This window comes from Streptomyces albiaxialis, from assembly GCF_039530985.1.
Taxonomy (GTDB): Bacteria; Actinomycetota; Actinomycetes; order Streptomycetales; family Streptomycetaceae; genus Streptomyces; species Streptomyces albiaxialis.
Genome location: NZ_BAAAPE010000013.1, coordinates 241,943 through 262,694, shown reverse-complemented (window position 1 = coordinate 262,694; position 20,752 = coordinate 241,943). Strand labels below are relative to the sequence as shown.

Annotated in this window: 21 protein-coding genes; 10 read left to right on the top strand and 11 right to left on the bottom strand. The window is 72.9% G+C overall.

The features are described from left to right. Positions 1 to 437: 437 nt before the first annotated feature. Entirely contained in the window at positions 438 to 1,205 is a 768-nt protein-coding gene (locus tag ABD343_RS24760) for an SDR family oxidoreductase (RefSeq protein ID WP_344531526.1), read from the bottom strand. 125 nt (positions 1,206 to 1,330) lie between these two features. On the opposite strand from ABD343_RS24760, the gene ABD343_RS24755 reads away from it, so the two are divergent. From ABD343_RS24755 to ABD343_RS24740, 4 genes are all read left to right on the top strand, one after another. After that, positions 1,331 to 2,968: an alkaline phosphatase D family protein gene (locus ABD343_RS24755; RefSeq protein ID WP_425578260.1), complete on the top strand. Its 1,638-nt coding sequence runs from the start codon at positions 1,331 to 1,333 to the stop codon at positions 2,966 to 2,968. Between the two features lie 105 nt (positions 2,969 to 3,073). Further along, the gene (locus ABD343_RS24750) at positions 3,074 to 4,378 is read left to right on the top strand and encodes a multidrug effflux MFS transporter (protein WP_344531524.1); all 1,305 of its coding nucleotides are present in this window, start codon (positions 3,074 to 3,076) and stop codon (positions 4,376 to 4,378) included. Beyond that, complete coding sequence (locus ABD343_RS24745) at positions 4,360 to 5,526, top strand: serine hydrolase domain-containing protein (protein WP_344531523.1); 1,167 nt, start codon at positions 4,360 to 4,362, stop codon at positions 5,524 to 5,526. The genes ABD343_RS24750 and ABD343_RS24745 overlap by 19 nt, the downstream gene beginning before the upstream one ends. Before the next feature lie 169 nt (positions 5,527 to 5,695). Beyond that, entirely contained in the window at positions 5,696 to 6,676 is a 981-nt protein-coding gene (locus tag ABD343_RS24740; RefSeq protein ID WP_344531522.1) for a small ribosomal subunit Rsm22 family protein, read from the top strand. Positions 6,677 to 6,760: 84 nt separating this feature from the next. On the opposite strand, the gene ddaH is transcribed toward ABD343_RS24740, so the two are convergent. Then, a complete protein-coding gene (gene ddaH / locus ABD343_RS24735) occupies positions 6,761 to 7,567 on the bottom strand; it encodes a dimethylargininase (protein ID WP_425578259.1) in 807 nt (268 codons plus the stop codon). Positions 7,568 to 7,684: 117 nt separating this feature from the next. Beyond that, the gene (locus ABD343_RS24730) at positions 7,685 to 7,858 is read right to left on the bottom strand and encodes a DUF6243 family protein (protein ID WP_344531521.1); all 174 of its coding nucleotides are present in this window, start codon (positions 7,856 to 7,858) and stop codon (positions 7,685 to 7,687) included. 126 nt (positions 7,859 to 7,984) lie between these two features. On the opposite strand from ABD343_RS24730, the gene ABD343_RS24725 reads away from it, so the two are divergent. Next, positions 7,985 to 8,647 (top strand): TetR/AcrR family transcriptional regulator, encoded by a 663-nt coding sequence (locus tag ABD343_RS24725; RefSeq protein ID WP_344531520.1) that lies wholly within the window; start codon positions 7,985 to 7,987, stop codon positions 8,645 to 8,647. 32 nt (positions 8,648 to 8,679) lie between these two features. Here the strand turns inward: ABD343_RS24725 and ABD343_RS24720 are convergent, their stop codons facing one another. Then, positions 8,680 to 9,537, bottom strand: coding sequence for a glycerophosphodiester phosphodiesterase (locus ABD343_RS24720; protein WP_344531519.1), 858 nt, complete (start codon positions 9,535 to 9,537; stop codon positions 8,680 to 8,682). 237 nt (positions 9,538 to 9,774) lie between these two features. Here ABD343_RS24720 and ABD343_RS24715 point away from each other — a divergent pair, with 237 nt between their 5' ends. Further along, positions 9,775 to 10,590, top strand: coding sequence for a bifunctional DNA primase/polymerase (locus tag ABD343_RS24715; protein ID WP_344531518.1), 816 nt, complete (start codon positions 9,775 to 9,777; stop codon positions 10,588 to 10,590). A gap of 25 nt (positions 10,591 to 10,615) precedes the next feature. On the opposite strand, the gene ABD343_RS24710 is transcribed toward ABD343_RS24715, so the two are convergent. The 4 genes from ABD343_RS24710 to ABD343_RS24695 form a co-directional block, all read right to left on the bottom strand. Beyond that, positions 10,616 to 11,596 (bottom strand): SCO2278 family lipoprotein, encoded by a 981-nt coding sequence (locus ABD343_RS24710; protein WP_344531517.1) that lies wholly within the window; start codon positions 11,594 to 11,596, stop codon positions 10,616 to 10,618. Between the two features lie 87 nt (positions 11,597 to 11,683). Further along, positions 11,684 to 12,502 carry a heme ABC transporter ATP-binding protein gene (locus tag ABD343_RS24705; protein ID WP_344531516.1) on the bottom strand — a complete coding sequence of 273 codons (819 nt, stop codon included), beginning with the start codon at positions 12,500 to 12,502 and terminating at the stop codon, positions 11,684 to 11,686. A 202-nt stretch (positions 12,503 to 12,704) separates the two neighbouring features. After that, complete coding sequence (locus ABD343_RS24700; RefSeq protein ID WP_425578293.1) at positions 12,705 to 13,766, bottom strand: FecCD family ABC transporter permease; 1,062 nt, start codon at positions 13,764 to 13,766, stop codon at positions 12,705 to 12,707. 56 nt (positions 13,767 to 13,822) lie between these two features. Then, positions 13,823 to 14,845: a heme/hemin ABC transporter substrate-binding protein gene (locus ABD343_RS24695; RefSeq protein WP_344531515.1), complete on the bottom strand. Its 1,023-nt coding sequence runs from the start codon at positions 14,843 to 14,845 to the stop codon at positions 13,823 to 13,825. 114 nt (positions 14,846 to 14,959) lie between these two features. Between ABD343_RS24695 and ABD343_RS24690 the strand changes: the two genes are divergently transcribed. From ABD343_RS24690 to ABD343_RS24675, 4 genes are all read left to right on the top strand, one after another. Continuing rightward, positions 14,960 to 16,450 carry an HtaA domain-containing protein gene (locus ABD343_RS24690; protein WP_344531514.1) on the top strand — a complete coding sequence of 497 codons (1,491 nt, stop codon included), beginning with the start codon at positions 14,960 to 14,962 and terminating at the stop codon, positions 16,448 to 16,450. Positions 16,451 to 16,499: 49 nt separating this feature from the next. Next, positions 16,500 to 18,203 carry an HtaA domain-containing protein gene (locus tag ABD343_RS24685; protein ID WP_344531513.1) on the top strand — a complete coding sequence of 568 codons (1,704 nt, stop codon included), beginning with the start codon at positions 16,500 to 16,502 and terminating at the stop codon, positions 18,201 to 18,203. A gap of 214 nt (positions 18,204 to 18,417) precedes the next feature. Beyond that, positions 18,418 to 18,837 (top strand): DUF4260 family protein, encoded by a 420-nt coding sequence (locus ABD343_RS24680; RefSeq protein WP_344531512.1) that lies wholly within the window; start codon positions 18,418 to 18,420, stop codon positions 18,835 to 18,837. Next, entirely contained in the window at positions 18,830 to 19,363 is a 534-nt protein-coding gene (locus tag ABD343_RS24675; protein ID WP_344531511.1) for a TetR/AcrR family transcriptional regulator, read from the top strand. The genes ABD343_RS24680 and ABD343_RS24675 overlap by 8 nt, the downstream gene beginning before the upstream one ends. Positions 19,364 to 19,368: 5 nt before the next feature. Here ABD343_RS24675 and ABD343_RS24670 read toward each other — a convergent pair whose 3' ends face one another. The 3 genes from ABD343_RS24670 to ABD343_RS24660 form a co-directional block, all read right to left on the bottom strand. Then, positions 19,369 to 19,695, bottom strand: coding sequence for a hypothetical protein (locus ABD343_RS24670; RefSeq protein ID WP_344531510.1), 327 nt, complete (start codon positions 19,693 to 19,695; stop codon positions 19,369 to 19,371). Then, entirely contained in the window at positions 19,695 to 19,850 is a 156-nt protein-coding gene (locus ABD343_RS24665; protein ID WP_344531509.1) for a hypothetical protein, read from the bottom strand. Before ABD343_RS24665 ends, ABD343_RS24670 begins: the two co-directional genes overlap by 1 nt. Positions 19,851 to 20,080: 230 nt before the next feature. Then, positions 20,081 to 20,746 (bottom strand): endonuclease V, encoded by a 666-nt coding sequence (locus ABD343_RS24660; protein ID WP_344531508.1) that lies wholly within the window; start codon positions 20,744 to 20,746, stop codon positions 20,081 to 20,083. Between the last annotated feature and the right edge of the window lie 6 nt (positions 20,747 to 20,752).

Sequence of the window (20,752 nt, the reverse complement as noted above, 5' to 3'; positions counted from 1 at the left end):
TGTGCGGCTCCGCCGCGTGGGCGCGACCGGTCACATCACACCGGGGCTTGCCCCTCTAGGGGCGCGGGGCTGTGTTCGATGTGCGGCTCCGCCGCGTGGGCGTGACCGGTCACATCACACCGGGGCTTGCCCCTCTAGGGGCGCGGGGAACTGCGCGACAAGCCACGGCGCAGCCGCAGCCTGCGATGCACAGCACGGGGCACCCCGTACCCAGCCCCGTAGTCCGGGCACCCGGCATGGGAGCTGCGCTTGCCAGCCCTGCTCCCCCAAGCTCTTCGAGCAGGGGGCGCCCCCACGCGCAGACCTCCCAAGCGCCAACGGAAGAGCCAGGGGCGCGGGGAACTGCGCGAGTGGCCACGGCGCAGCCGCAGTCTGCGATGCACGGTACGGGGCAGCTTGGGCGCAGCCCGGAGGGAAGAGGCAGGGAGAAGGGGCGGTTAGCCGCGGCCTATGTAGGGCATTGTGGTCGCCATTACCGTGGCGAACTGGACGTTGGCCTCGAGCGGCAGCTCGGCCATGTGCAGCACCGTACGGGCGACATCCGCCGCGTCCATCATCGGTTCCGGCATCCGCGCGGTCATGTCCGTCGCCGCGTTGCCGATGTCGATCTGGCCGCAGGCGATGCCGTAGGGGCGGCCGTCGAGGGAGAGGGACTTGGTGAGGCCCGTGATCGCGTGCTTGGTCGCGGTGTAGGCCGTCGAGTCGGGGCGGGGCGAATGCGCGGAGACCGAGCCGTTGTTGATGATGCGGCCGCCTCGCGGCTCCTGGTCCCGCATCAGGCGGAACGCGGCCTGGGCGCAGAGGAAGGCGCCGTGGAGGTTGACGTCGACGACGTGCCGCCAGTCCTCGAACGTCAGGTCCGTGACGGGCCGCTTCGGGCCGAAGACGCCCGCGTTGTTGAAGAGGAGGTCGAGACGCCCGTACCGCTCGCGGACGGCCGCGAAGAGCGCGGCGACCGCTTCGGGGTCGGTGACGTCGGTGGGGACGGCGAGCACGGAGGCCCCGTTGCCCGCGAGCCCCGCGGTGGCCTCCAGCGGCGCGGCCCGGCGGCCCGCGAGGACGACGGACCAGCCCGCGTCGGCGAGGGTCAGCGCGACGGACCGGCCGATGCCTGACCCGGCGCCCGTGACGAGTGCGGTCCTTCTCTCCTGCTCCCAGGGGGCTCCGCGCTCACCGGTCCCGCTGGATTCGATCTCCGTCGCCATGCGCGCAGCGTACGGCTGCCCGCCACGTGGGGCGACATGGGGTGGAACTGACCGCCATCCGATGGACATGTGAGTGTCGAGTACACGCCAACGCGTATCCGTCTGTGCACCGTGTACTCATGTGCATGGCACACGCATCGAGAGCAGACCTCGAACTCCGCGCCGGGGCAAGGAAGTTGAACCGTCGGCGCTTCCTCACCGTCGCCGGTGCCGCCGCCGCACTCGCGTTCGGCACGAACCTTCCCAACACTGCCAGTGCTGTGCAGACACTCGATTCCATGAGAGCCAAGAGAATCGACAAGGATCCCTTCAGACTGGGTGTCGCCTCTGGTGATCCGCTGCCCGGCTCCGTGGTGCTGTGGACCCGGCTCGCCCCCGAGCCGTACGAGCTGGACAGCGGGATGACGGACGAGCCGGTGACCGTCACCTGGGAGCTGGCCTCCGACAAGGACTTCGGGACCGTGGTGGCGCGGGGCGAGGAGATCGCGCACCCGGAGTGGAAGCACAGCCTGCACGTCGTCCCCGAGGGGCTCGAGGCGGACACCACGTACTGGTACCGCTTCAGGACCGGCGAGTGGACCAGCCCCACCGGGCGCACCCGCACCGCGCCCGCCGCCGGCGCCGCGCCGGACTCGCTGCGCTTCGCGTTCCTCTCCTGCCAGAACTTCCAGGGCGGCTACTTCACCGCGCACAAGCACCTGGCCCAGGAGGAGCTGAACGCGGTCGTCTTCCTCGGCGACTACATCTACGAGAACGCGGTCGCCCCCGACGGCGGCGACCGCAACGACCCCGACCTCAAGCTCCCCGCCGCGCACAACGCGGAGACCGTGAGCCTGGAGCAGTACCGGCTGCGGTACGCGCTCTACCACGCGGACCCCGACCTGCGTGCCGCGCACGCCGCGCACCCGTGGATCACGACCTGGGACGACCACGAGGTCGAGAACAACTACGCCAAGGACGTCTCCCAGGACGAGGACCCGAAGGACAAGTTCCTCGTCCGCCGGGCCGCCGCCTACCGGGCGTACTACGAGAACATGCCGCTGCGCCCGCCGCAGCAGCCCGACGGGCCCGACCTCACCCTCCACCGGCGGCTGAGCTACGGCACCCTCGCGCAGCTCCACGTCCTCGACAGCCGCCAGTACCGCGACGACCAGTCCAACAACGACGGCTGGAAGGTGCCCAGCGACGAGACCAACCGGCCCGACCGCACCCTGCTGGGCAGCGCGCAGGAGAGCTGGCTCGCCGAGGGGTGGCAGGCGTCGGACGCGGTGTGGAACCTGGTGCCGCAGCAGGTCGTCCTCTCCCGCCGCTACGCGGACAGCACGACCCCGCACAAGGTCTCGATGGACGCCTGGGACGGCTACCCGGCGGCCCGCAAGCGGTTCCTGGACGCCGCGAAGGCCGCGCCCGTGGAGAACCTGGTGGTGCTCACGGGCGATGTGCACGTGGCCTACGCGTTCGACATCAAGCAGGACTTCGACGACCCGGAGTCGAAGAACCACGGCGTCGAACTCGTCGCGACCTCCGTCGCCAGCGGCGGCGACGGCGCGGACAAGCCCGACGACTGGGAGGCCCAGACGAAGGCCAACCCGCACATGAAGTTCTTCAACGGGCGGCGCGGGTATCTCCTCGTCACTCTCGACCGGGAGAAGCTGCGCGCCGACTACCGCACGGTCGGCAAGGTGACGACGCCGGGCGCACCCGTCACCACGGCGGCGTCCTTCCAGTCCCTCAAGGGCGATCCGGGGCTCAAGCCCGTGTGACGCGCGGCGCCTCAAGCGTGATCGGTCGCTCACCGTAAAGCCCTGGGCCGGGGGTGGAATTCCTGGGAGAATGTTCACACCGCTGACAATCTCCTGGAGAGGTGCATGACCAACCCCGGCCCACCGCGACCGGCCGAAGCCATATCCGGCCAGCACACGGCATCCGCCCCCGCTTCCGGATCCGCCCCCACCGAACCGCCCCTCACGCGCCGCCGCCGGGCGGGACTGCTGCTCACCTTCATCCTCGGCGGCCTCACGGCGCTCCCCGCGCTCTCCATGGACATGTACCTCCCGGCACTGCCGGAGGTCAGCGGCGTCCTGCACACCCCCGCCGCCACGGCGCAGCTCACGCTCACCGCCTGCCTGGTCGGGCTCGCGGTAGGGCAGCTCGTCGTCGGCCCCATGAGCGACCGCTTCGGCCGCCGCCGCCCGCTGCTGATCGGCATGAGCGGGTACGTCGTGGCCAGCGCCGTCTGCGCCTTCGCGCCCACCGTAGAGACCCTCACCGTCTTCCGGCTGGTCCAGGGGCTCGCCGGGTCGGCGGGCATCGTCATCGCCCGCGCGATCGTCCGCGACCTGTACGACGGCCTCGCGATGGCCCGGTTCTTCTCGACGCTGATGCTCATATCCGGCGTCGCGCCGATCCTGGCGCCCGTCCTCGGCGGCCAGGTCCTCCGCTTCACCGACTGGCGCGGCGTCTTCCTCGTCCTCGCCGCGATCGGCCTCGTGATGGTCGTCGTCCTGCTGCGCGCGCTGCCCGAGACCCTGGCCCGCGAGAACCGGCACTCCGGCGGCCTGCCCGACGCGCTGCGCACCATGCGCGGGCTGCTCGGCGACCGGGTCTTCACCGGCTATCTCCTGATGGCCAGCTTCACCTTCGCCGCGCTCTTCTCGTACGTCTCCGCCTCGCCGTTCGTCGTGCAGGAGATCTACGGGGCCTCGCCGCAGACCTTCAGCCTGCTGTTCATGGTCAACTCCATCGGGCTCGTCGCCCTCGGCCAGCTCAACGGCAAGGTCCTCGTCGGCCGCGTCCCGCTCGACCGCGTCATCACCTTCGGGCTCTGCCAGATCGGGCTCGCCGCCGCCGCGCTCGTCCTCATGACCAGCGGGGCCTTCGGCCGGGTCGGCCTCGTGCCGCTCGCCGCCGGGCTCTTCGTGCTGATGTCCGGCATGGGCCTCGTGATGCCCAACGCCAACTCGCAGGCCCTCATGCGCACCCCGCACGCCGCGGGCTCCGCCTCCGCGCTGCTGGGCACCTCGCAGTTCCTGGTCGGCGCCATCGCCTCGCCGCTCGTCGGCATCGCGGGCGAGCAGACGGCCGTCCCCATGGCCCTGGTCCAGGCCAGCGCGGTGCTCATCGCGGCGCTCGCGTTCGTGGCACTCTGCCGCCCATGGCGCGCACGCGACTGAGACGACCGGCCTCCTCCGGCGCCGCCGCGCTGCGGCGGTTCCAGGAGAAGGCCGGACTCGACGGGGGAGAACTGACCGCGCTCGCGGCCGACGTCGACGGGCTGCCCGCCGCCGGATGGTGCGCGGGCGCCGTCGTGCTGGCGGGGCGCGGCCCGTACGTCGCGCTCGAACACGCCACCGGCTGGGCGCTGCGCTACGCCTCCTACGACCCGGAGGCGGACGGGGGCGTCGAACTGCCGCCCGAGAAGTGGCTGCCGATGGAGACGGGCACGGTCTTCGACCTCGCCTCCGTCACCAAGGTCTTCACCGCCGTCGCGGCCCTCCAGCAGATCGAGCGCGGCACGCTGGAGCTGGACGCGCCGATCACGCGGTACGCGGAGGAGGGCGTGCCCGCGCCCGAGCACGGCATCACGGTACGGCACATGCTCGGACACACCTCCGGCCTCCGCGCCGAACTGCCGCTGTACGAGTACAACACCGCCGAGCACGCCGAACTGCTCTGGCGCGAGCCGCCGTTGACCGACCCCGGCGAGTCGTACCGCTACTCCGACCTCAACCCGCTGCTGCTCCAGCGGATCCTGGAGCGGGTCACGGGGCGCCCGCTGGACGTCCTCGTACGGGACGGCATCACCCGCCCCCTGGGAATGGACCGCACGCGCTTCTGCCCGCCGCGCGGCTGGCGCGGCCGGATCGCCGCGACCGAGGACCAGCGCAAGCCCTGGGCCAAGCTGAACCGGGGCCTCGTGCACGGCCGTGTCCACGACGAGAACGCCTACGCGATGGCCGGCGTCGCCGGGCACGCCGGGCTGTTCTCCACCGCGTACGACCTCGCGGTGCTGTGCCGGACGCTGCTGAGCGGCGGCGCGTACGGGCCCGCCCGTATCCTCGCGCCCTCCTCTGTCGCGCTGCTGCTGGAGCCGCCGGGCCTTGGGCTCCCGGCGGGGGACCGTGCCCGGTGGTTCACGGGCGCCCTCTCCTCGCGGGCGGCGGGCCACACCGGCTTCACGGGCACGAGCATGGTCCTCGACCCCGTCTCGGACACGTTCCTGATCCTGCTCGCGAACACGGTTCACCCCGTGAGGAGACCCGCACACAACACCCCCCGCCTCGCCGCCGCCTCCCACCTGGCCTCAGCCACCCTGAGCTGACCCCCCAACTTCTCCCTCCCGCTGCGCCGTCCCTCCCTCCCACTGCGCTTGCGAGGGGGCGGGGTACGGGGTGCCCCGGGCCGTGCGTTGCCGGGCGCGGGTGCGTCGTGGCTGGGCGCGCAGTTCCCCGCGCCCCTGGCGGGGCACGGACGTGGGGGAGAATAGGGGCGTGACCTCGTACGATCTTCGGGATGTTCTCGCCGCTCGGCTCGGTGGGCTGTCCGCCGCTCAGACCTCGGCCGCGGTCGACCGGCTGATCGCCCATTACCGGGGCGAGACGCCCACCGACGCCCCCGTGCTGCGGGACCGCGCGGACGTCGTGGCGTATGCCGCGTACCGGATGCCCGCGACCCACGCCGCCGCCGGCGCCGCCCTCGACGCGCTCGCCCTCCGGGCGCCCTCGTGGGCGCCGGGCAGCCATCTGGACATCGGCGGCGGGACGGGCGCCGCGACCTGGGCCGTGGCCGGGACATGGTCCGGCGTGGCCTCGACCGTCGTCGACTGGGCGGGGCCCGCGCTCGACCTCGGGCAGGAGCTGGCGGAGGAGGCGGGGATCGACGCGCGCTGGACACGGGGCTCGCTCAAGAACGGCGGCGGCGAGCTGCCGCACGCCGACCTCGTGACCCTCTCGTACGTGCTGGGCGAGCTGGAGCCCGGCGACCGGCGCGCGGCCGTCGAGGCGGCGGCGGGGGCCGCCGGGGGCGCGGTGGTGCTGGTCGAGCCGGGCACCCCCGACGGCTATCTGCGGATCCGCGAGGCGCGGGACGCGCTGATCGCGGCGGGGCTGCGGGTGATCGCGCCGTGCCCGCACAGCGGGACGTGCCCGATCGTGGTCGGCGAGGACTGGTGCCACTTCGCGGTCCGGGTCGCCCGCTCCTCCCTGCACCGCCGGGTGAAGGGCGGCGAACTCGGCCACGAGGACGAGAAGTTCAGCTACGTCGCGGCCGTACGGGACGGCGTGACCGGCGGTCTCCCCGCGCGGGCGCGCATCGTGCGCAGGCCCCGGACCCGCAAGGGGCAGGTGCTGCTCGACCTGTGCGACGGGGTGGGGCTGGAGGGGGCGACCGTGACCAAGCGGCACGGCGAGGCGTACCGCGAGGCCCGTAAGGCGGAGTGGGGCGACACGTGGGAGGGGGCCGGGCGGCCTTGAGGCCCGGGGGCTGCGGGCCGGCCAGTCGGCGGGCCGGCTGGCCGGCATCGTGTGCCGGACGGCGGTCCGGTCACCGGCGCACGGCTAGGACCGGAGTTCGGCCGTGACGCACTTGACGCTGCCCCCTCCCTTCAGCAGCTCGGTCAGGTCGATCGGGACCGGCTCGTAGCCCCGTTCCCTGAGCGGGTCGAAGAGGCCCGTGGCGGCCTGGGGGAGCAGGACGTGGTGGCCGTCGCTCACCGCGTTGAGGCCCAGCGCGAGCGCGTCGGGCTCCTCGGCGATCAGGGCGCCGGGGAAGAGACGGCGCAGCACGGCCTGGCTGCCGGGGGAGAACGCGGGCGGGTAGTACATGACGTCGTCGCGGGCGGCGTCGAGCACGCACAGCGCCGTGTCCAGGTGGTAGTAGCGCGGGTCGATCAGGTCCAGGCCGAGGACGGGGCGTCCGAAGTACTCCTGGGCCTCGCCGTGCGAGAGCGGGCTGGAGCGGAAGCCGCGCCCGGCCAGCAGCCAGGAGGCGGTGACGGCGAAGTCGCCCTCGCCCTCGTTGATGTGCTCGGGCTCGCGGACGTCCGCGTAGCCGTGCGCGCGGTACCAGGCGCGGTGGGCCGCGGCCTCGTCGGCGCGCTCGGGATGGGCGAAGCGGGCGCCCAGGACGCGGCCGTCGACGACGGTGGCGCCGTTCGCCGCGTAGACCATGTCGGGCAGGCCGGGGTCCGGGTCGAGGACGTCGACGGTGTGGCCCAGGGCGCGGTAGCGGTCCCGCAGGTCTTCCCACTGGGTCAGGGCGAGCGGGAGGTCCACCGGCTTGCCGGGGTCCATCCAGGGGTTGATGGAGTAGGTGACACGGAAGTGCTCCGGCGGGCACATCAGGAAGTGACGGGGCACGTACAACGAAGGCTCCTCACGGGGTCGGTGCGCATGCTGCGCCCATGGTCCTCCGTGAGGAGCCGTTTCGCCGAGATGCGGACAGGGTTTGTCGATAGCCGGTCATGCGGAGGCCGGCCGGGGTTACTCCCGCGACTCCCGCAACCTGCGGAGCAGTTCGCGCTTCTGCGCGGCCGGGTCCGCCGCGCCGCCCGGCCCGTACCCCCCGTGGGAGGCGCCGCCGCGCAGCTTCTTCTTGGACAGCGTGGCGCGCGTACCGCCCACACCCAGCATGTTTCCGGCTCGGCCCTTGCTCATGGCTGGCTCCCTTCGCGTGGATCGAACGAGACGGTTCGTCTCGCTGCGATGTATCGAGAATGCAGCGAGACGGTGCGTCTTGTCAAGACGGTTCGTCTCGTCTCAGTCCATTGCTAGATTCGTGCCATGGCTACGACATCCGCGAAGACGCCCGCCGCGAAGACTTCCGCCGCGAAGACGCCCGCGACGAAGACGCCCCCCGACGCCTCCCGCCGCAGCGAGCGCTCCCGTCGCGCGATCCTGCGGGCGAGCATGGAGCTGGTCGGCGAGGTCGGGTACAACAAGCTCACGATCGAGGCCATCGCCTCCCGCGCGGGCGTCGGCAAGCAGACGATCTACCGCTGGTGGCCCTCCAAGGCCGCCGTCCTGCTCGACGCCTTCACCCAGACCACCGATGAGGCGCAGGAGGAGTACGCGCAGGGCCTCCCCGACACCGGGGACCTGGCCGCCGACCTCAGGCAGGTGCTGCACGCGACCGTCGACGAGTTCACCGACCCCGCCTTCGAGGCCCCGTACCGCGCGCTCGCCATCGCGGGCGCCGCCGACGCCGAGCTGGCCGCGCAGTTCTACGAGCGCCTGTCGGAGCCCGGCCAGCAGGTCTACGAGCGCCGGCTCCGCTCCGCGCAGGAGGCCGGCCAGATCGACCCGGACCTCGACCTGGCGTTCGCCGTCGAGTTCCTGCTCAGCCCCTTCCAGCAGCGCTGGCTCACCCGCTACGGCGAGCTGAGCTACGAGTTCGCCGACCGCCTGGTCGACATGGCGCTCCGCGCCTTCGCGCCCCGCGGCTAGGGGGTGTCTGACACCCCCTAGAGGGGCGGGGCTCAGGGCGCCGCCGGGTGCCGTACGGCAGGGCGGCTCCCCAGCAGGCTGGGGACGTCGGTGACGATGCCGCGCACGCCGTGCTTCAGCATCCGGTCCCGGTCGGCCGGGGTGTTCACGGTGTGCGCCCAGATGTGGTGGATCCCCGAGCGCAGGGCCCTGCGGATGTGCGGGGCCGGGGTCTCGTGGTCCACGCTGAGGATGTTCACGTTCCGCGTCCACCGCTCCGGGTGGTCGCCGGGGAGCTGCCGGGCCGAGCGCCACACCGCCGTCAGCAGTCCGCGCCGGTGCGCGCGGACCGCGAGCCGCAGCCGGTTGGTGTTGAGGTAGACCGAGCGCGTGAGCTTCCGGGACCGCAGCATCGTGGTGAGCCGGTCGAGCCCCTTCGGGTCCTTCAGCTCCAGCATCAGGGGCGTACGCCCGCCGAACCGGTCGAGGATCTCGCGCAGGGTCGGCGGCGGCTCCGGCGGCCACCGCCCGCTCAGCACGGGCGAGGGCTGGATGCGCACCTTCCGCCACTCCCGCAGGGTCAGCGCCCGTACCGGCCCGTGCGAGTCCGTCGTCCGGTCCAGGGTCGCGTCGTGCATGGCGACGAGCGTGCCGTCCTTCAGCATCCGGATGTCGATGTCGAGGACCGGCGCGTGGCCCCGCTCGAAGGTCGCGGTCAGTCCCGACATGCTGTTCTCCGGGACCTCCAGCGCACCCCCGCGGTGCGCGGTGTAGACGACCTTGGGCAGGGCTTCCGCGCCCGTCGCGCTGTCCGAGGAGGACGGGTCCGTGGGGACGGCCGTGGCGACGGCGGTGGAGGAGGCGGCGGTTGCCAGGGTGACCAGAGAGACGAGGATCGCCTTTGTGACCATGCCCACCAAGCTAGGTGCCGACTTTCCGGTGTGCCTTGTGAGGCGCCCGGTCGAGTGGCGGGCCGGTGAGCAGGGGCCGAGCGCCCGGTGCTCCCGCGTACCCCCGCGTGGAGAGGGGTGGCGGACGGGGCGCAGGATAGAGGACGGACATCCGTGATCCGTGGATTCCGGCCTGAGCGCGCCTTTTGCTGCGTACCCTCGGAAATCACGGTTCTCGGTCGCGGAGTGAGGCGGTAGATGGAAAGCGGGAGCAGGTTCGCCCAGTGGCTGCGTCGCAGGGGAGGCCGTCCCCGGCCCGAGGGGTCCGGAAGGCGCCCCCGGAGCGGCGCGCGGGGCGGCGCGGGGAGCGCCGCCGAAGCGGCGCGCGTCCGTGAGGAGCTCCTGCTGACCGCGGCGGCCGCGGGCTTCCCCCTCGCCCCCGCCGCCCACCCGTCCGGGTACGGATGTTCGTGCGTGCGCATCGGCTGCCCCACCCCGGGGCGGCACCCCGTCTCCTTCGCCTGGCAGACCCAGGCCACCACCGACCCGGCCCAGATCGAGCGCTGGCTGCGCGCCGAGCCGCTGGCCAACTTCGTCACCGCCACCGGCCGCGCCCACGACGTGCTGGACGTCCCGGCCGAGGCGGGGTACGCGGCGCTGGGCCAGTTCGAGGCCGCCGAGGGCGCGGGGGGTCCGGGCCCGGGCGCCGACGGCACCGCGCTGGGCCCCGTCGCGCTCGACGGCGGCGACCGGATGCTCTTCTTCACCGCCACCCGGGGCACGCCCGACGACGAGGACGAGTGGTGGCCCTGCGAGCTGGACTGCCACCCCGAGACGATGGACGAGCACCCCGGGCTGCGCTGGCACTGCCGGGGCAGCTATGTGCTGCTGCCTCCGGCGGTCCTGCCGGGGGAGGGGCCCGAGGACGAGGTCCGGTGGCTGCGTCCGCCCCAGCCCGGCACCCCGTTGCCGGAGCCGCTCGCCCTGCTGGAGACGCTCACCGACGCCTGCGCCGTGTACGCGGCCGAGGGCGGCGGCGTGGAAGAGGCCGCGCCCTGGCCGTCCGTGAGGTAGCGGCGCCGCCCGGGCCCTGTGCGGCCTACTGCCCCTGGGCCGAGGTCAGGCCCGAGATGCGGTTGAGGAAGGTGATCTTGCCGCCGTCCTTCTTCGGAGGGACGGTCACCACCTGCTCGGCCGTACGGACGAAGGTCACCGACTGCTTGGGTGTGCCCGAGAGCAGCGCCTTGACCAGGGGGTCCTTGATCTTCGGCTTGTAGCCGCGCGGCAGCGTCTGCTTGTGGTGGTGGAGCGAGGAGAAGAAGACCAGCGCCCCGCCGTTCTCGGTGCGCAGCCCGAAGGGGTTGAACTGCGGGGGGCGCGCGGCCTGGTCCGCGTACTCGTTCCGCACGTTCTCCCGCTTCATCTGCCGCTCGCGCTGGGCGCGCTGCGCCGTGGTGTACGGGCCCGGCGCGAAGGCGGTGCCCGACTCCTCCTGGAGATAGCGGGCGTACGCCTTGCTCAGGGCGCCCGGCGCCAGCGTCAGGCCCGAGTCCGCGCCCGTGGGGACGGCCTCGACGTGGCCCTCCTTGTCGGTGGCGAGGTCCGGCATCTTGTCGGGCTGGACGATGGAGAGGTAGGACGCCTTCCAGGGCGCGTCCGCGCTGTCGCGCTGGAAGACGAAGAGCCAGCGGCCCCCGCCCTTGCGGTTGCTCGCCGAGTCCGTCACGAAGAACTTCGGCCAGCCCGCCTGCTTCGGGATGAGATAGCGGGTGTCGGTCAGCTCCAGCCGCCGGTAGTCCGGATTGCCGCGGGGCCGGATCTCCTTGCGGGACTTGAGGCCCGCCTGGTCGATGGCGCCGAGCGCGCCCGTCTCGATCGCGGCGTTCAGCTCGGTGTCGTAGGCGCTGTTGGCCTTGTTGTTCCTGGCCGTGAAGGTCTTGAGCACCTTCGCGGCCTCGTCCTTGCCGACGGCGGGGACCACGGCCGTCTCGCCGTGCACCGTCACGCACCCCGCGAGGGACGCCGTCAGCGCGGCGGCCAGGACGGCGCCCCGCGCCACGCCCTTCACCCGGTGACTCACGCGCACACTCACCTGCACCCCACCTCTGCCACCCTCTCCCGCCCTCCCCTGCGGCCTCGCGCGAACGCACCTTACCTTGCCGTGCCGTCAGCGCACGGGGAGGACCAGCGGCTCGCCCGTACGCGGGTGGGGCAGCACCTCGACGGGCTGCCGGTAGACGCGGCCGAGCAGCTCCGGGTCCAGGACCTCGCCCGGGGTCCCGTACGCGGCCAGGCCGCCGTCGTGCAGCACCGCGATCCGGTCCGCGTACGCCGCCGCGAGGCCGAGGTCGTGCAGCACGACGGCCACCGCGTCGCCCGCGGCGGCCCGTTCGCGGCAGACCCGCAGCACGAGTTCCTGGTGGCGCAGGTCGAGCGCGGCGGTCGGCTCGTCCAGCAGCAGGAGCGGGGCGCGCTGCGCGAGGACGCGGGCGAACGCGACGCGGGCGCGTTCGCCGCCGGAGAGCGCGGAGAAGGGGCGGGCGGCGAACGCGGAGACCTCCGCGGCCTCCATCGCCTCCGCGACAGCCCTCTCGTCCTCGTCCTCGGCCTCCGTGCCCGCCCATGGAGCGCGGCCCATCTCCACGACCTCCGCCACGGTGAACGGGAACGCGAGCGTCGCCGCCTGCGGCAGCACCGCGCGCAGCGTGGCGAGCTGGCGTGCGCTCCAGTCCCTCGCGGGGCGGCCGTTGATCCTCACCTCGCCGGAGGTGAGGGGGAGGTCGGCGGCGAGCGCGGCCAGGAGGGTCGACTTTCCGGCGCCGTTGGGCCCGACGAGTGCGAGCACCTCGCTTGTACGCACGCCGAGACTGACGTCCCGTACGACGTTCCGGCCCCCGAGAGAGAGGCTCACCCCCTCAGCCTCCGCGAGCGCGTGGGCATTGCGCACCACCTGAGGCACGGCCCCCTTCTGACGAACCCTGAACATCCTGCTGACCTCCAGCGATTACGTGTACGTACCCGACAAAGTGAGCTGCGCTTGCCAGCCCTTCTCCCCCAAGCGCAGCAGGGGGAAGGCAAGGGCCCCGGCAGAAGCGCCCCGAAGGGGCGCGGGGAACTGCGCGAGCGAGCACGACGCACCCGCAGGCGCGCACGTGCCCCGTGGCTCTATGGCGGATAGGCGCACCCTCTTACGCCCAGCCACCCTGGCGGCGGCGGGTTCTTCTCAGGAGCCAGAAGAAGAAGGGGCTGCCGAGGAGGGCGGTCAGGACGCCCAGGGGGAGTTCGGCGGGCTGGGCCACCGTGCGGGCCGCGAGGTCGCCCGCGACCAGGACCACCGCCCCGCCCAGGGCGCTCCCGGGAACGAGGAACCTGTGCCCCGGCCCCGCGGCCATCCGCAGCAGGTGCGGGACCAGGAGGCCTACGAACGTGATGATCCCGGCGACAGCCACAGCGGCAGCCGTCAGGAGGGCGACAACCAGGACGAGGACCAGCCGCAAACGCTCCACGTCGACGCCCAGATGACGTGCCGGGCGCTCGCCCAGCGCCAAGAGATCCAGCTTCCTCGCGTAGAAGGGCGCGATCAGCAGGCCCGCGAGGGCACACGGCAGTACGGCCAGCACCTTCGGCCACGTGGCCTGCGCCAGCGAACCGAGCTGCCAGAAGGTGATCTGCGTGATCTGCGCGTTGTCGGCGAAGAAGACGCACAGCCCGATCAGCGCGCCCGCGAAGGCGTTCACCGCGATGCCGGTGAGGATCAGCGTCACGACCTCCGTACGGCCGCCCGACCGCGACAGCGCGTAGACGAGGAGCACCGTCGCGAGCCCGGCGACGAACGCGCAGGCCGTCACCGTCCAGTTGCCGAAGAAGCTGAGGCCGAGCGCGATCGAGGCGACCGCGCCGACCGCCGCGCCGGAGGAGATGCCGATGACGCCGGGTTCGGCGAGCGGATTGCCGAACACGCCCTGCATCAGCGCTCCCGCGCACCCCAGCGAGGCCCCGACGAGGACGGCGAGGACGACGCGCGGCAGCCGTACGTTCCACAGCACGCTCTCCGCGACCCGGTCCAGTTCCGCGCCGCCGAGCCCGGCGCGGTGCAGGACGGAGCCGAGCACGTCGCCGACCGGGATGGCGTACGCGCCGATCCCGGCCGACACCAGGGCGAGCGCGGCGAGCGCCGCGAGGAGCCCGGCGGTGAGCAGCGGCGCGACGCCGCGCCGCCGCGCGGGACGGTCGGGGTCGGCGGCCGGCACTCCCGGCTCGGCTTCGGAGTCGGCTCCGGGTTCGGGACCGGCCTCCGCGACCGCCGTCACTTGGCGCCGCCCTCGTGGAACTGCGCGGCGAGGTCCTTGAGGACCTTGTCCGTGCGGGGCCCGTAGTTGAGGAGCACGCCGTCGTCGATCGTGGCGATGCGGCGGTCCTGGCCCGCCGGTGTCTCCGCGACGCCGGGGATCTTCAGCAGGCCGTCGATCCCGTCCACCGAGTCGAGACCCTTCGTCATGACGAGGATCACGTCGGGCGCGGCCTTGGCGAGGGCCTCGCTGGTGATGGCCGTGAAGTCCTTCTTCAGGCCGGACTCCTTGCCCGCGTCCCTGCCGCCCGCCGCCTCGATCAGCGAGGAGGCGCCGGAGCGGGCGCCGCCCAGCAGATAGACGGAGGCGGAGCCGCGGACGTAGAGGAAGGCGACGCGGGGCCGTTGAGCGCCGCCTTCCGGTATGTGGTCGCGAACGGCTTTGATACGGCGGTCCGTTCGCGCGCTCAGCCGGTCGCCCGCCTCGGCCACGCCCAGGGCCCCGGCGACCGCCTCGATGCGGTCGTCCACGTCGCCGAGGCTCTTCGCGGGGTCGAGGACGACGAGGGGGACGCCCGCGTCGCGTATCTGGTCGATCGCCTCGGACGGGCCCGTGGTGGTCTCGGCCAGGACGAGGTTCGGCTTCAGGGAGAGCACGCTCTCGGCCGAGACGTCGTGGGCGCGGGTGACCACCGGCAGCTTCTTCGCCTGCGCGAACGTCGTCGTGATGTCGCGGGCGACGACGTGCTTCCCGAGCCCGAGGCTGTAGACGATCTCCGAGAGGGAGCCGGTCAGCGGGACGATCCGCTCGGCGCTGCGCACCGTGACCGTACGCCCGTCGGCGGACCTCACCTTCGCGGGCAGCTCCGGCTCCGGGGCCGCCCCGGAGAGGGGCTCCGCGCGGTCGACGGCGGAGTGCCGCGGGCCCCGGTCCTTTGTCGCGCCCTCGTCCGCCGAGGAGGAGCCTCCGCAGCCGGAGAGGGCGAGCGCGAGGGCGGTCGCCGCCGCGAACACTCCGAGGGGCCGGGCTCTTTGACGCACTTCGGGGGCCTTTCACGCGGTGTGCCGGGCCCGAGGGGGTTCCGGCGGAGTCATGGATAGCTTAGGTTAGCCTTACCTCATTAGCTAGCCCCGGCTGCCCCTGGAGAAACACCGATGCCGTACGCCAGACGCGCCCGCACCCGCGCCCGTGCCCGCACGCCGCTGCCGGCCGCCCTCGCGGTCGTCGTCCCGGCCGCGCTGCTCCCGCTCGCGCTCCCGGCGGCGCCCGCGCACGCGGAGGAGCGCACGGTCTCCGGCGGGCGGCTGGACTGGGGCATCAAGTCCTCGTTCCAGAGCTACGTCACGGGGCCCATCGCGCAGGGCCGCTGGACCCTGACGGGCGGCGCGGCCACGGCGGGCGAGAGCCAGTTCCGCTTCCACTCGGCCAAGGGCGGCTACGACCCGGACACCGGGAGCTTCGACGCGGGCTTCTCCGGCGGCGTCCACTTCACGGGGCACCGCAAGAACGGCTCGAACGCGCTGGACCTCACCATCTCCCGCCCCACCGTGCGCATTTCCGGCAAGGGCTCCGGCACCTCCGGCACCTCCGGCACGCTCTACGCCGACATCCGCAGCAGGGCCAAGAGCACCGGGAAGTTCAGCAGCGCCGCACAGGTGCCGCTCGCCTCGCTGAACCTCTCCGGCGTGAACATGCGTGGCGGCAGCGGCCCGATCACCCTCACCCGCGTCCCCGCCACGCTCACCTCGGAGGGCGCCAAGTCCTTCGCGGGGTACTACGAGGCGGGCACCCGGCTCGACCCCGTCAGCCTCTCCGCCGATGTCCGCAGCCCGGCCACGCCCGAGAAGAAGGACAAGAAGGAGAAGAAGGAGAGGGAGGAAAAGGAGAAGGAGTCCGGCAAGAAGCCCGCCAAGGGTGCCGAGGGCGGGCGTATCGAGGACGCCGCCGTCGACTGGGGTGTGCGCCGGACCTTCCGCGAGTACGTCACCGGGCCGATCGCCAAGGGCGAGTGGAAGCTCTCCGGCGGCGCGAAGGACGGCGGAGCCCTCTTCCGCTTCCCCCGCGGCAAGGGGGAGTACGACGCGAAGAAGGGCACCCTCGACGCGGACTTCTCCGGAGCCGTGCGCTTCGAGGGCGAGCATCTCGGCCTCACCCTCTCCGCCCTCTCCGTCACGGTGAAGGACGGCGAGGGCACCCTCTCCGCCGACGTCACCGCCAAGGGGCGTACGGAGAAGGGCCGCCCGCTCGTCACGTTCGCGGCGAAGGAGGGGGACCTGAAGCCGGAGAAGGGGCTGATCGCCCTCACCGAGACCCCGGCCACGCTCACGGAGGAGGGCTCGAAGGCGTTCGCCGGGATGTACGCGAAGGGGGCGAAGATGGACCCCCTCTCGCTCGCCGTCGCCCTCGACGACAAGGCCGAACTCCCCGCCCTGCCCGACCTCGGCAGCGGCTCCACTTCCGGTGACGGCACATCGGAACGGCGGCCGGAGAAGCCCGCCAGGACCGAGAACGCCGCGGACTCCTCCGACTCCTCCGCGGTCCCGTACGTCGCGACCGGCGCCGGAGCGGCCGTCCTGCTCGCCGCGGGCGTCGCCTTCGCGGTCGTACGCAAGCGGCGCGCGGCCTCGCCGTCCACCACGGACTGAACCCTCCCACCCACCCCATCACCGTTCACCGTCAGGAGACTCACGGACCATGACCGTCACCGCTCGCCCCCGTCCCCGCGCCGCCGCGCTCGCCGTCGTCACGGCGGCGGCCACCGTGCTGGGCGTCACCGCGTTCGCGCCGCCCGTGCTCGCGGCCCCGGCGGCCCCGGCCGCCCCCGCCGCCGGGATCCCGCTCACGGACGGCACGCTGGACTGGGGCATCAAGAAGTCGTTCCGCGACTACCTCACGGGCCCGATAGCCGGCGGCAAGATCACGGTGGCCGACGGCGCGAAGACCAACGCCGACGGCTCGTTCCGCTTCACCGGCGGCAAGGGCTCGTACGACACGGGCACCCACGCGGTGGACACCGCCTTCCAGGGCAGCGTCCACCTCTACGGTCACAAGGGCGCGCTCGACATCGAGCTGAGCGACCTGAAGATGGTCACGAAGGGCAAGGGCGGCGCCCTCTCCGCCGACGTGACCACGCCGAAGGCGAAGAAGAACGACGTCGAGCTGGCCACCCTCGACCTCTCCGAGGTCAAGCCCGGGCAGGGCGAGGGCGGCGCGATGACGTTCGCCGACATCCCGGCGACCCTGACCGAGGGCGGCTCGGACGCCTTCGAGGGCTACTACGAGAAGGGCGAGAAGCTCGACCCGGTCACCCTCGCCGTCAAGGCCAACTCGGGCGGCGGCACGGGCGGTGCGGGCAGCTCCGGCGGCAGCGGGACCGGCGGTACGGGCGGCAGCGGCGGCTCCTCCGGCACCGGGGGCTCCACCGGTACGGGCGGCTCCGGCGACGGCTCGTCCGGCGGTTCGAGCACGTCCGGCGGCCCGGGCACGTCCGGCGGTTCCACCGGTTCCGGTTCCGGTTCCGGCGGCTCCGAGGGCTCCGGCGGCAGTGGCGGCGGCAGCGGCTCCGGCAGCGGCAACGCCGCCTCCGGCGCGATCGTCGACGGCAATCTCGACTGGGGCGTGAAGAAGTCGTTCCGCGACTACATCACCGGCCCCATCGCGAAGGGCAAGGCCGAGCTGTCCGGCGGCGCGAAGAAGACCTCCGGCGGTTACCGCTTCCCCAAGGGCAGCGGCAAGGCGGAGAAGAACTCCCTCGACGCCTCGTTCCGGGGCGGTGTCCGCTTCCTCGGCCACAAGGAGAGCGGCGAGTACGTCCTCGACCTCACCTTCTCGCAGTTCAAGGTCAAGGCGAACGGCACCAAGGGCAGCCTGGTCTCCGATGTGAAGGCCAAGGACCGCGAGAGCGGCAAGGTCTCCACGTACGACAACCTCACCGTCGCCACCCTCAAGCTGCCCTCCGGCGCGCTGGACGCCGAGAAGGACGTCGTCACGGTCGAGAAGGCCCCGGCCACGCTCACCGGGAGCGGCGCGAAGGCGTTCGGCGGCTTCTACAAGGCGGGCGACAAGCTCGACCCGGTCACCGCCTCCGTCTCGCTCGACGAGAACGCCCAACTGCCGGGCGCGGGCGGCGGTTCGGACTCCGGCTCCGGTTCCGAGGCCGGGAGCGGCGGTGCCGGTGACGACGGCGCGTCCGGCGGCGCGGGCACCGTCGGCGGCTCCGGCGACGCGGGCAGCGACATCGGCACCGACGGCGCCCTCGCCTCTACCGGCGCGGACCTGCCCTCCGGCGCGCTGATGGGCGGCGCCGCCGCCCTGGCCGTGCTCGGCGGCGCGGCCGTCTACGCCGCGCGCCGCCGCAACAGCGCCGCCACTCCGGCCGCCACCCCGACCGAGAGCTGACGGTCCAGCTCTCCCGCGAGCGGGCCGTGTCCCCGGCTTCCCGGCCGGGGACACGGCCCGCTCCCATTTCCGGGCCTCCAGGGCTCCGGGTTTCCGGTTTCCGGGGAAGGCTTGACGGCTAACACCGTTAGCCGTACCGTCGTAGACGTAGCTAACAACGTTAGCCGCGCACTGCGCCGCACCGCACCGGCAGCGCCGACGACAGGAGACCCCGATGAGTTCCGTGAACCCCACCGCCGCCCGCGCCCGGATCGGTGTCCCCGCCGTGGTCCGCCGCGGCGCCTGGCTGGCCAACGGGCTGTTCTGGACGGCCTTCGCGGTCCTGGAGGGCGTCAACCACGGCTGGCTCGCCGCCGCCTTCGCGTTCGGCTTCTTCCTCGCCCCCGACTTCGCGCTCTTCATCGGCCACCGCGACGGGCGCACGGAGCCGGGGCAGCTCCCGCGCCGCGCGGTGCCGTTCTACAACGCGGGACACCGGGCCCTCGTCCCCGTCGCCCTGATCGTGGCCTATACGGTCACTCCGGTGGACTGGCCGCCGCTCTTCGCCGGGTTCTGCGGCTGGCTCGCTCACATCTCGTACGACCGGGCGCTCGGTTACGGGCTCCGGAGCAAGGAAGGCTTCCAGCGTGGCTGACCAGAGCAACGGGCGCTCCCCGCGCGCCCAGCAGATCGTCGAGACCGCCCGCGCGCTCCTGGAGGAGGAGGGCGCGGACGCGCTCACGATGCGCCGCCTCGCCGACCGCCTCGGCATCAAGGCGCCGTCCCTCTACAAGCACTTCCCGGACAAGAACGCGGTCGAGACCGCGCTGATCTCCGTCCTCTTCGAGGAAATGGCCGAGGCCCTGGAGGCCGCCGAGGCCCGCGCGTCCTCCGACCCGCTGGCCGAACTCTTCGTCGCCTACCGGACGTACGCCCTCGCCCACCCCCACCTCTACCGGCTCTCGACCGAGCGCCCCCTGCCGCGCGAGGCCCTGCCCGAGGGGCTGGAGGAGCGCACGGCGATGCCGCTGGTGCGCGCGTGCGGCGGCTCGGAGCACCTCTCGCGCGCGGTCTGGGCGTTCGCCCACGGCATGGTCGCGCTGGAGATCCACGGCCGCTTTCCCCCGGACGCGGACCTCGACAAGGCCTGGCGCACGGGCCTGACGGCCCTCGCCGCCTGACCCGGCTACGTCCCCGGGACGGGCGGGTCGAGGCGGGCGAAGCCCTTCCGGGGTCCGCGGTAGAGGAAGCCCGGGTAGGGCGCGGTGCGGTGGCTCGCGGCGCTCAGGCGCTCCATCTGGCCGTCGGTCAACGGGAAGTCCGTCACGACGTCCTCGTGGACGAGCCCGTCCCTGACCGCCGCGTGGCCGACGACCACGTGGCAGCCCGCGGGCGCGGAGTAGTGGACGGGCCCGGCCTCCCGCATCGCGCGGTAGACCGGCCACGGGTCGGCCCGGAACTCCGGGGCGTGGAAGTCGAAGCGCGCGGCGGTCTCCGGCGCACGGCCGGGCATCAGGTGACCTTGCGGCGGTAGCTGAAGACCTGCCCCGTCGGCCCGTTGGACGGGAACCCGGCGAGGGCGGCGATCCATTCGGCGGCCGTACGGGCGGGCTTGAGCCACTGGTCGCCGTATCCCGCGTTGAGGAGGCCGAGGAATCTCTCGTCCACGCCGTCCCCATGCGTCGATATCGGGGTCCGAGGTGATGACTGCGCGAATGTCGTGCCCGGATTCCAGCAGGACATCGGCGCACGCGATGAGAAGGTTGTTGTCTCCGACGAGAACGCAGTCGATCCGCTGGCTTTTCACAACTCGCCCATGGTGGTTCAGGTGACGCCCGCTCGCCAAGATGCGTAACTCATGTGCGGAGAGGGGGAATTGAGATGCGGGGGATTTCTGTTTACCGGGGGATTCCTGATTTCAGCGCGTCGCGGCACAGCCGGTCGGCCAGGCGGGTCGTCTCCGGCTGGCGGTAGCGCGGCGTGAGGCGGAGGGTCAGGGCGCAGGCGTCGTCCAGGCCGACGAGGTGGCCGGACGAGACATAGACCGGCTTGACGCCGTCCCGGGTGCGCAGGGCGCGGCCCACGACCTCGTCGCCGTGCGCGGCGTCCGTCAACGGCGCCCAGGAGCCCCGCTCCTCGCCCGGCTCCCCGTGCGTGAAGGTCAGCGGATTCTTGGCGACGCCCAGGGACGGGATGCCGGTGAGCACCCCCACGTGGCTCGCCAGCCCGACGCGGCGCGGGTGCGCGACCCCGTAGCCGTCGCAGACCAGGATGTCGGGGCGCGCACGCAGCTCGTCGAGCGCGGCGAGCAGCGGCGGGGCCTCGCGGAAGGCCAGCAGGCCGGGGACGTAGGGGAACTCGACCGGGCGTACGGCGACCGCACGGTCCAGGACGTCGAGGGTGCGGCTGTCGACTACGACGACGGCTGCGGCGCACACCCCGGACTCGTCGTCATACGCGACGTCGGCACCGGCGACGGTGCCGTCCAGCCGGAGCCCCGGCGCGGACTCTGCCCGTACGAGGGCCCTCAGCCGCTCCTGCTCCGCCCGTGCCTCGTCGTACATGCCGGG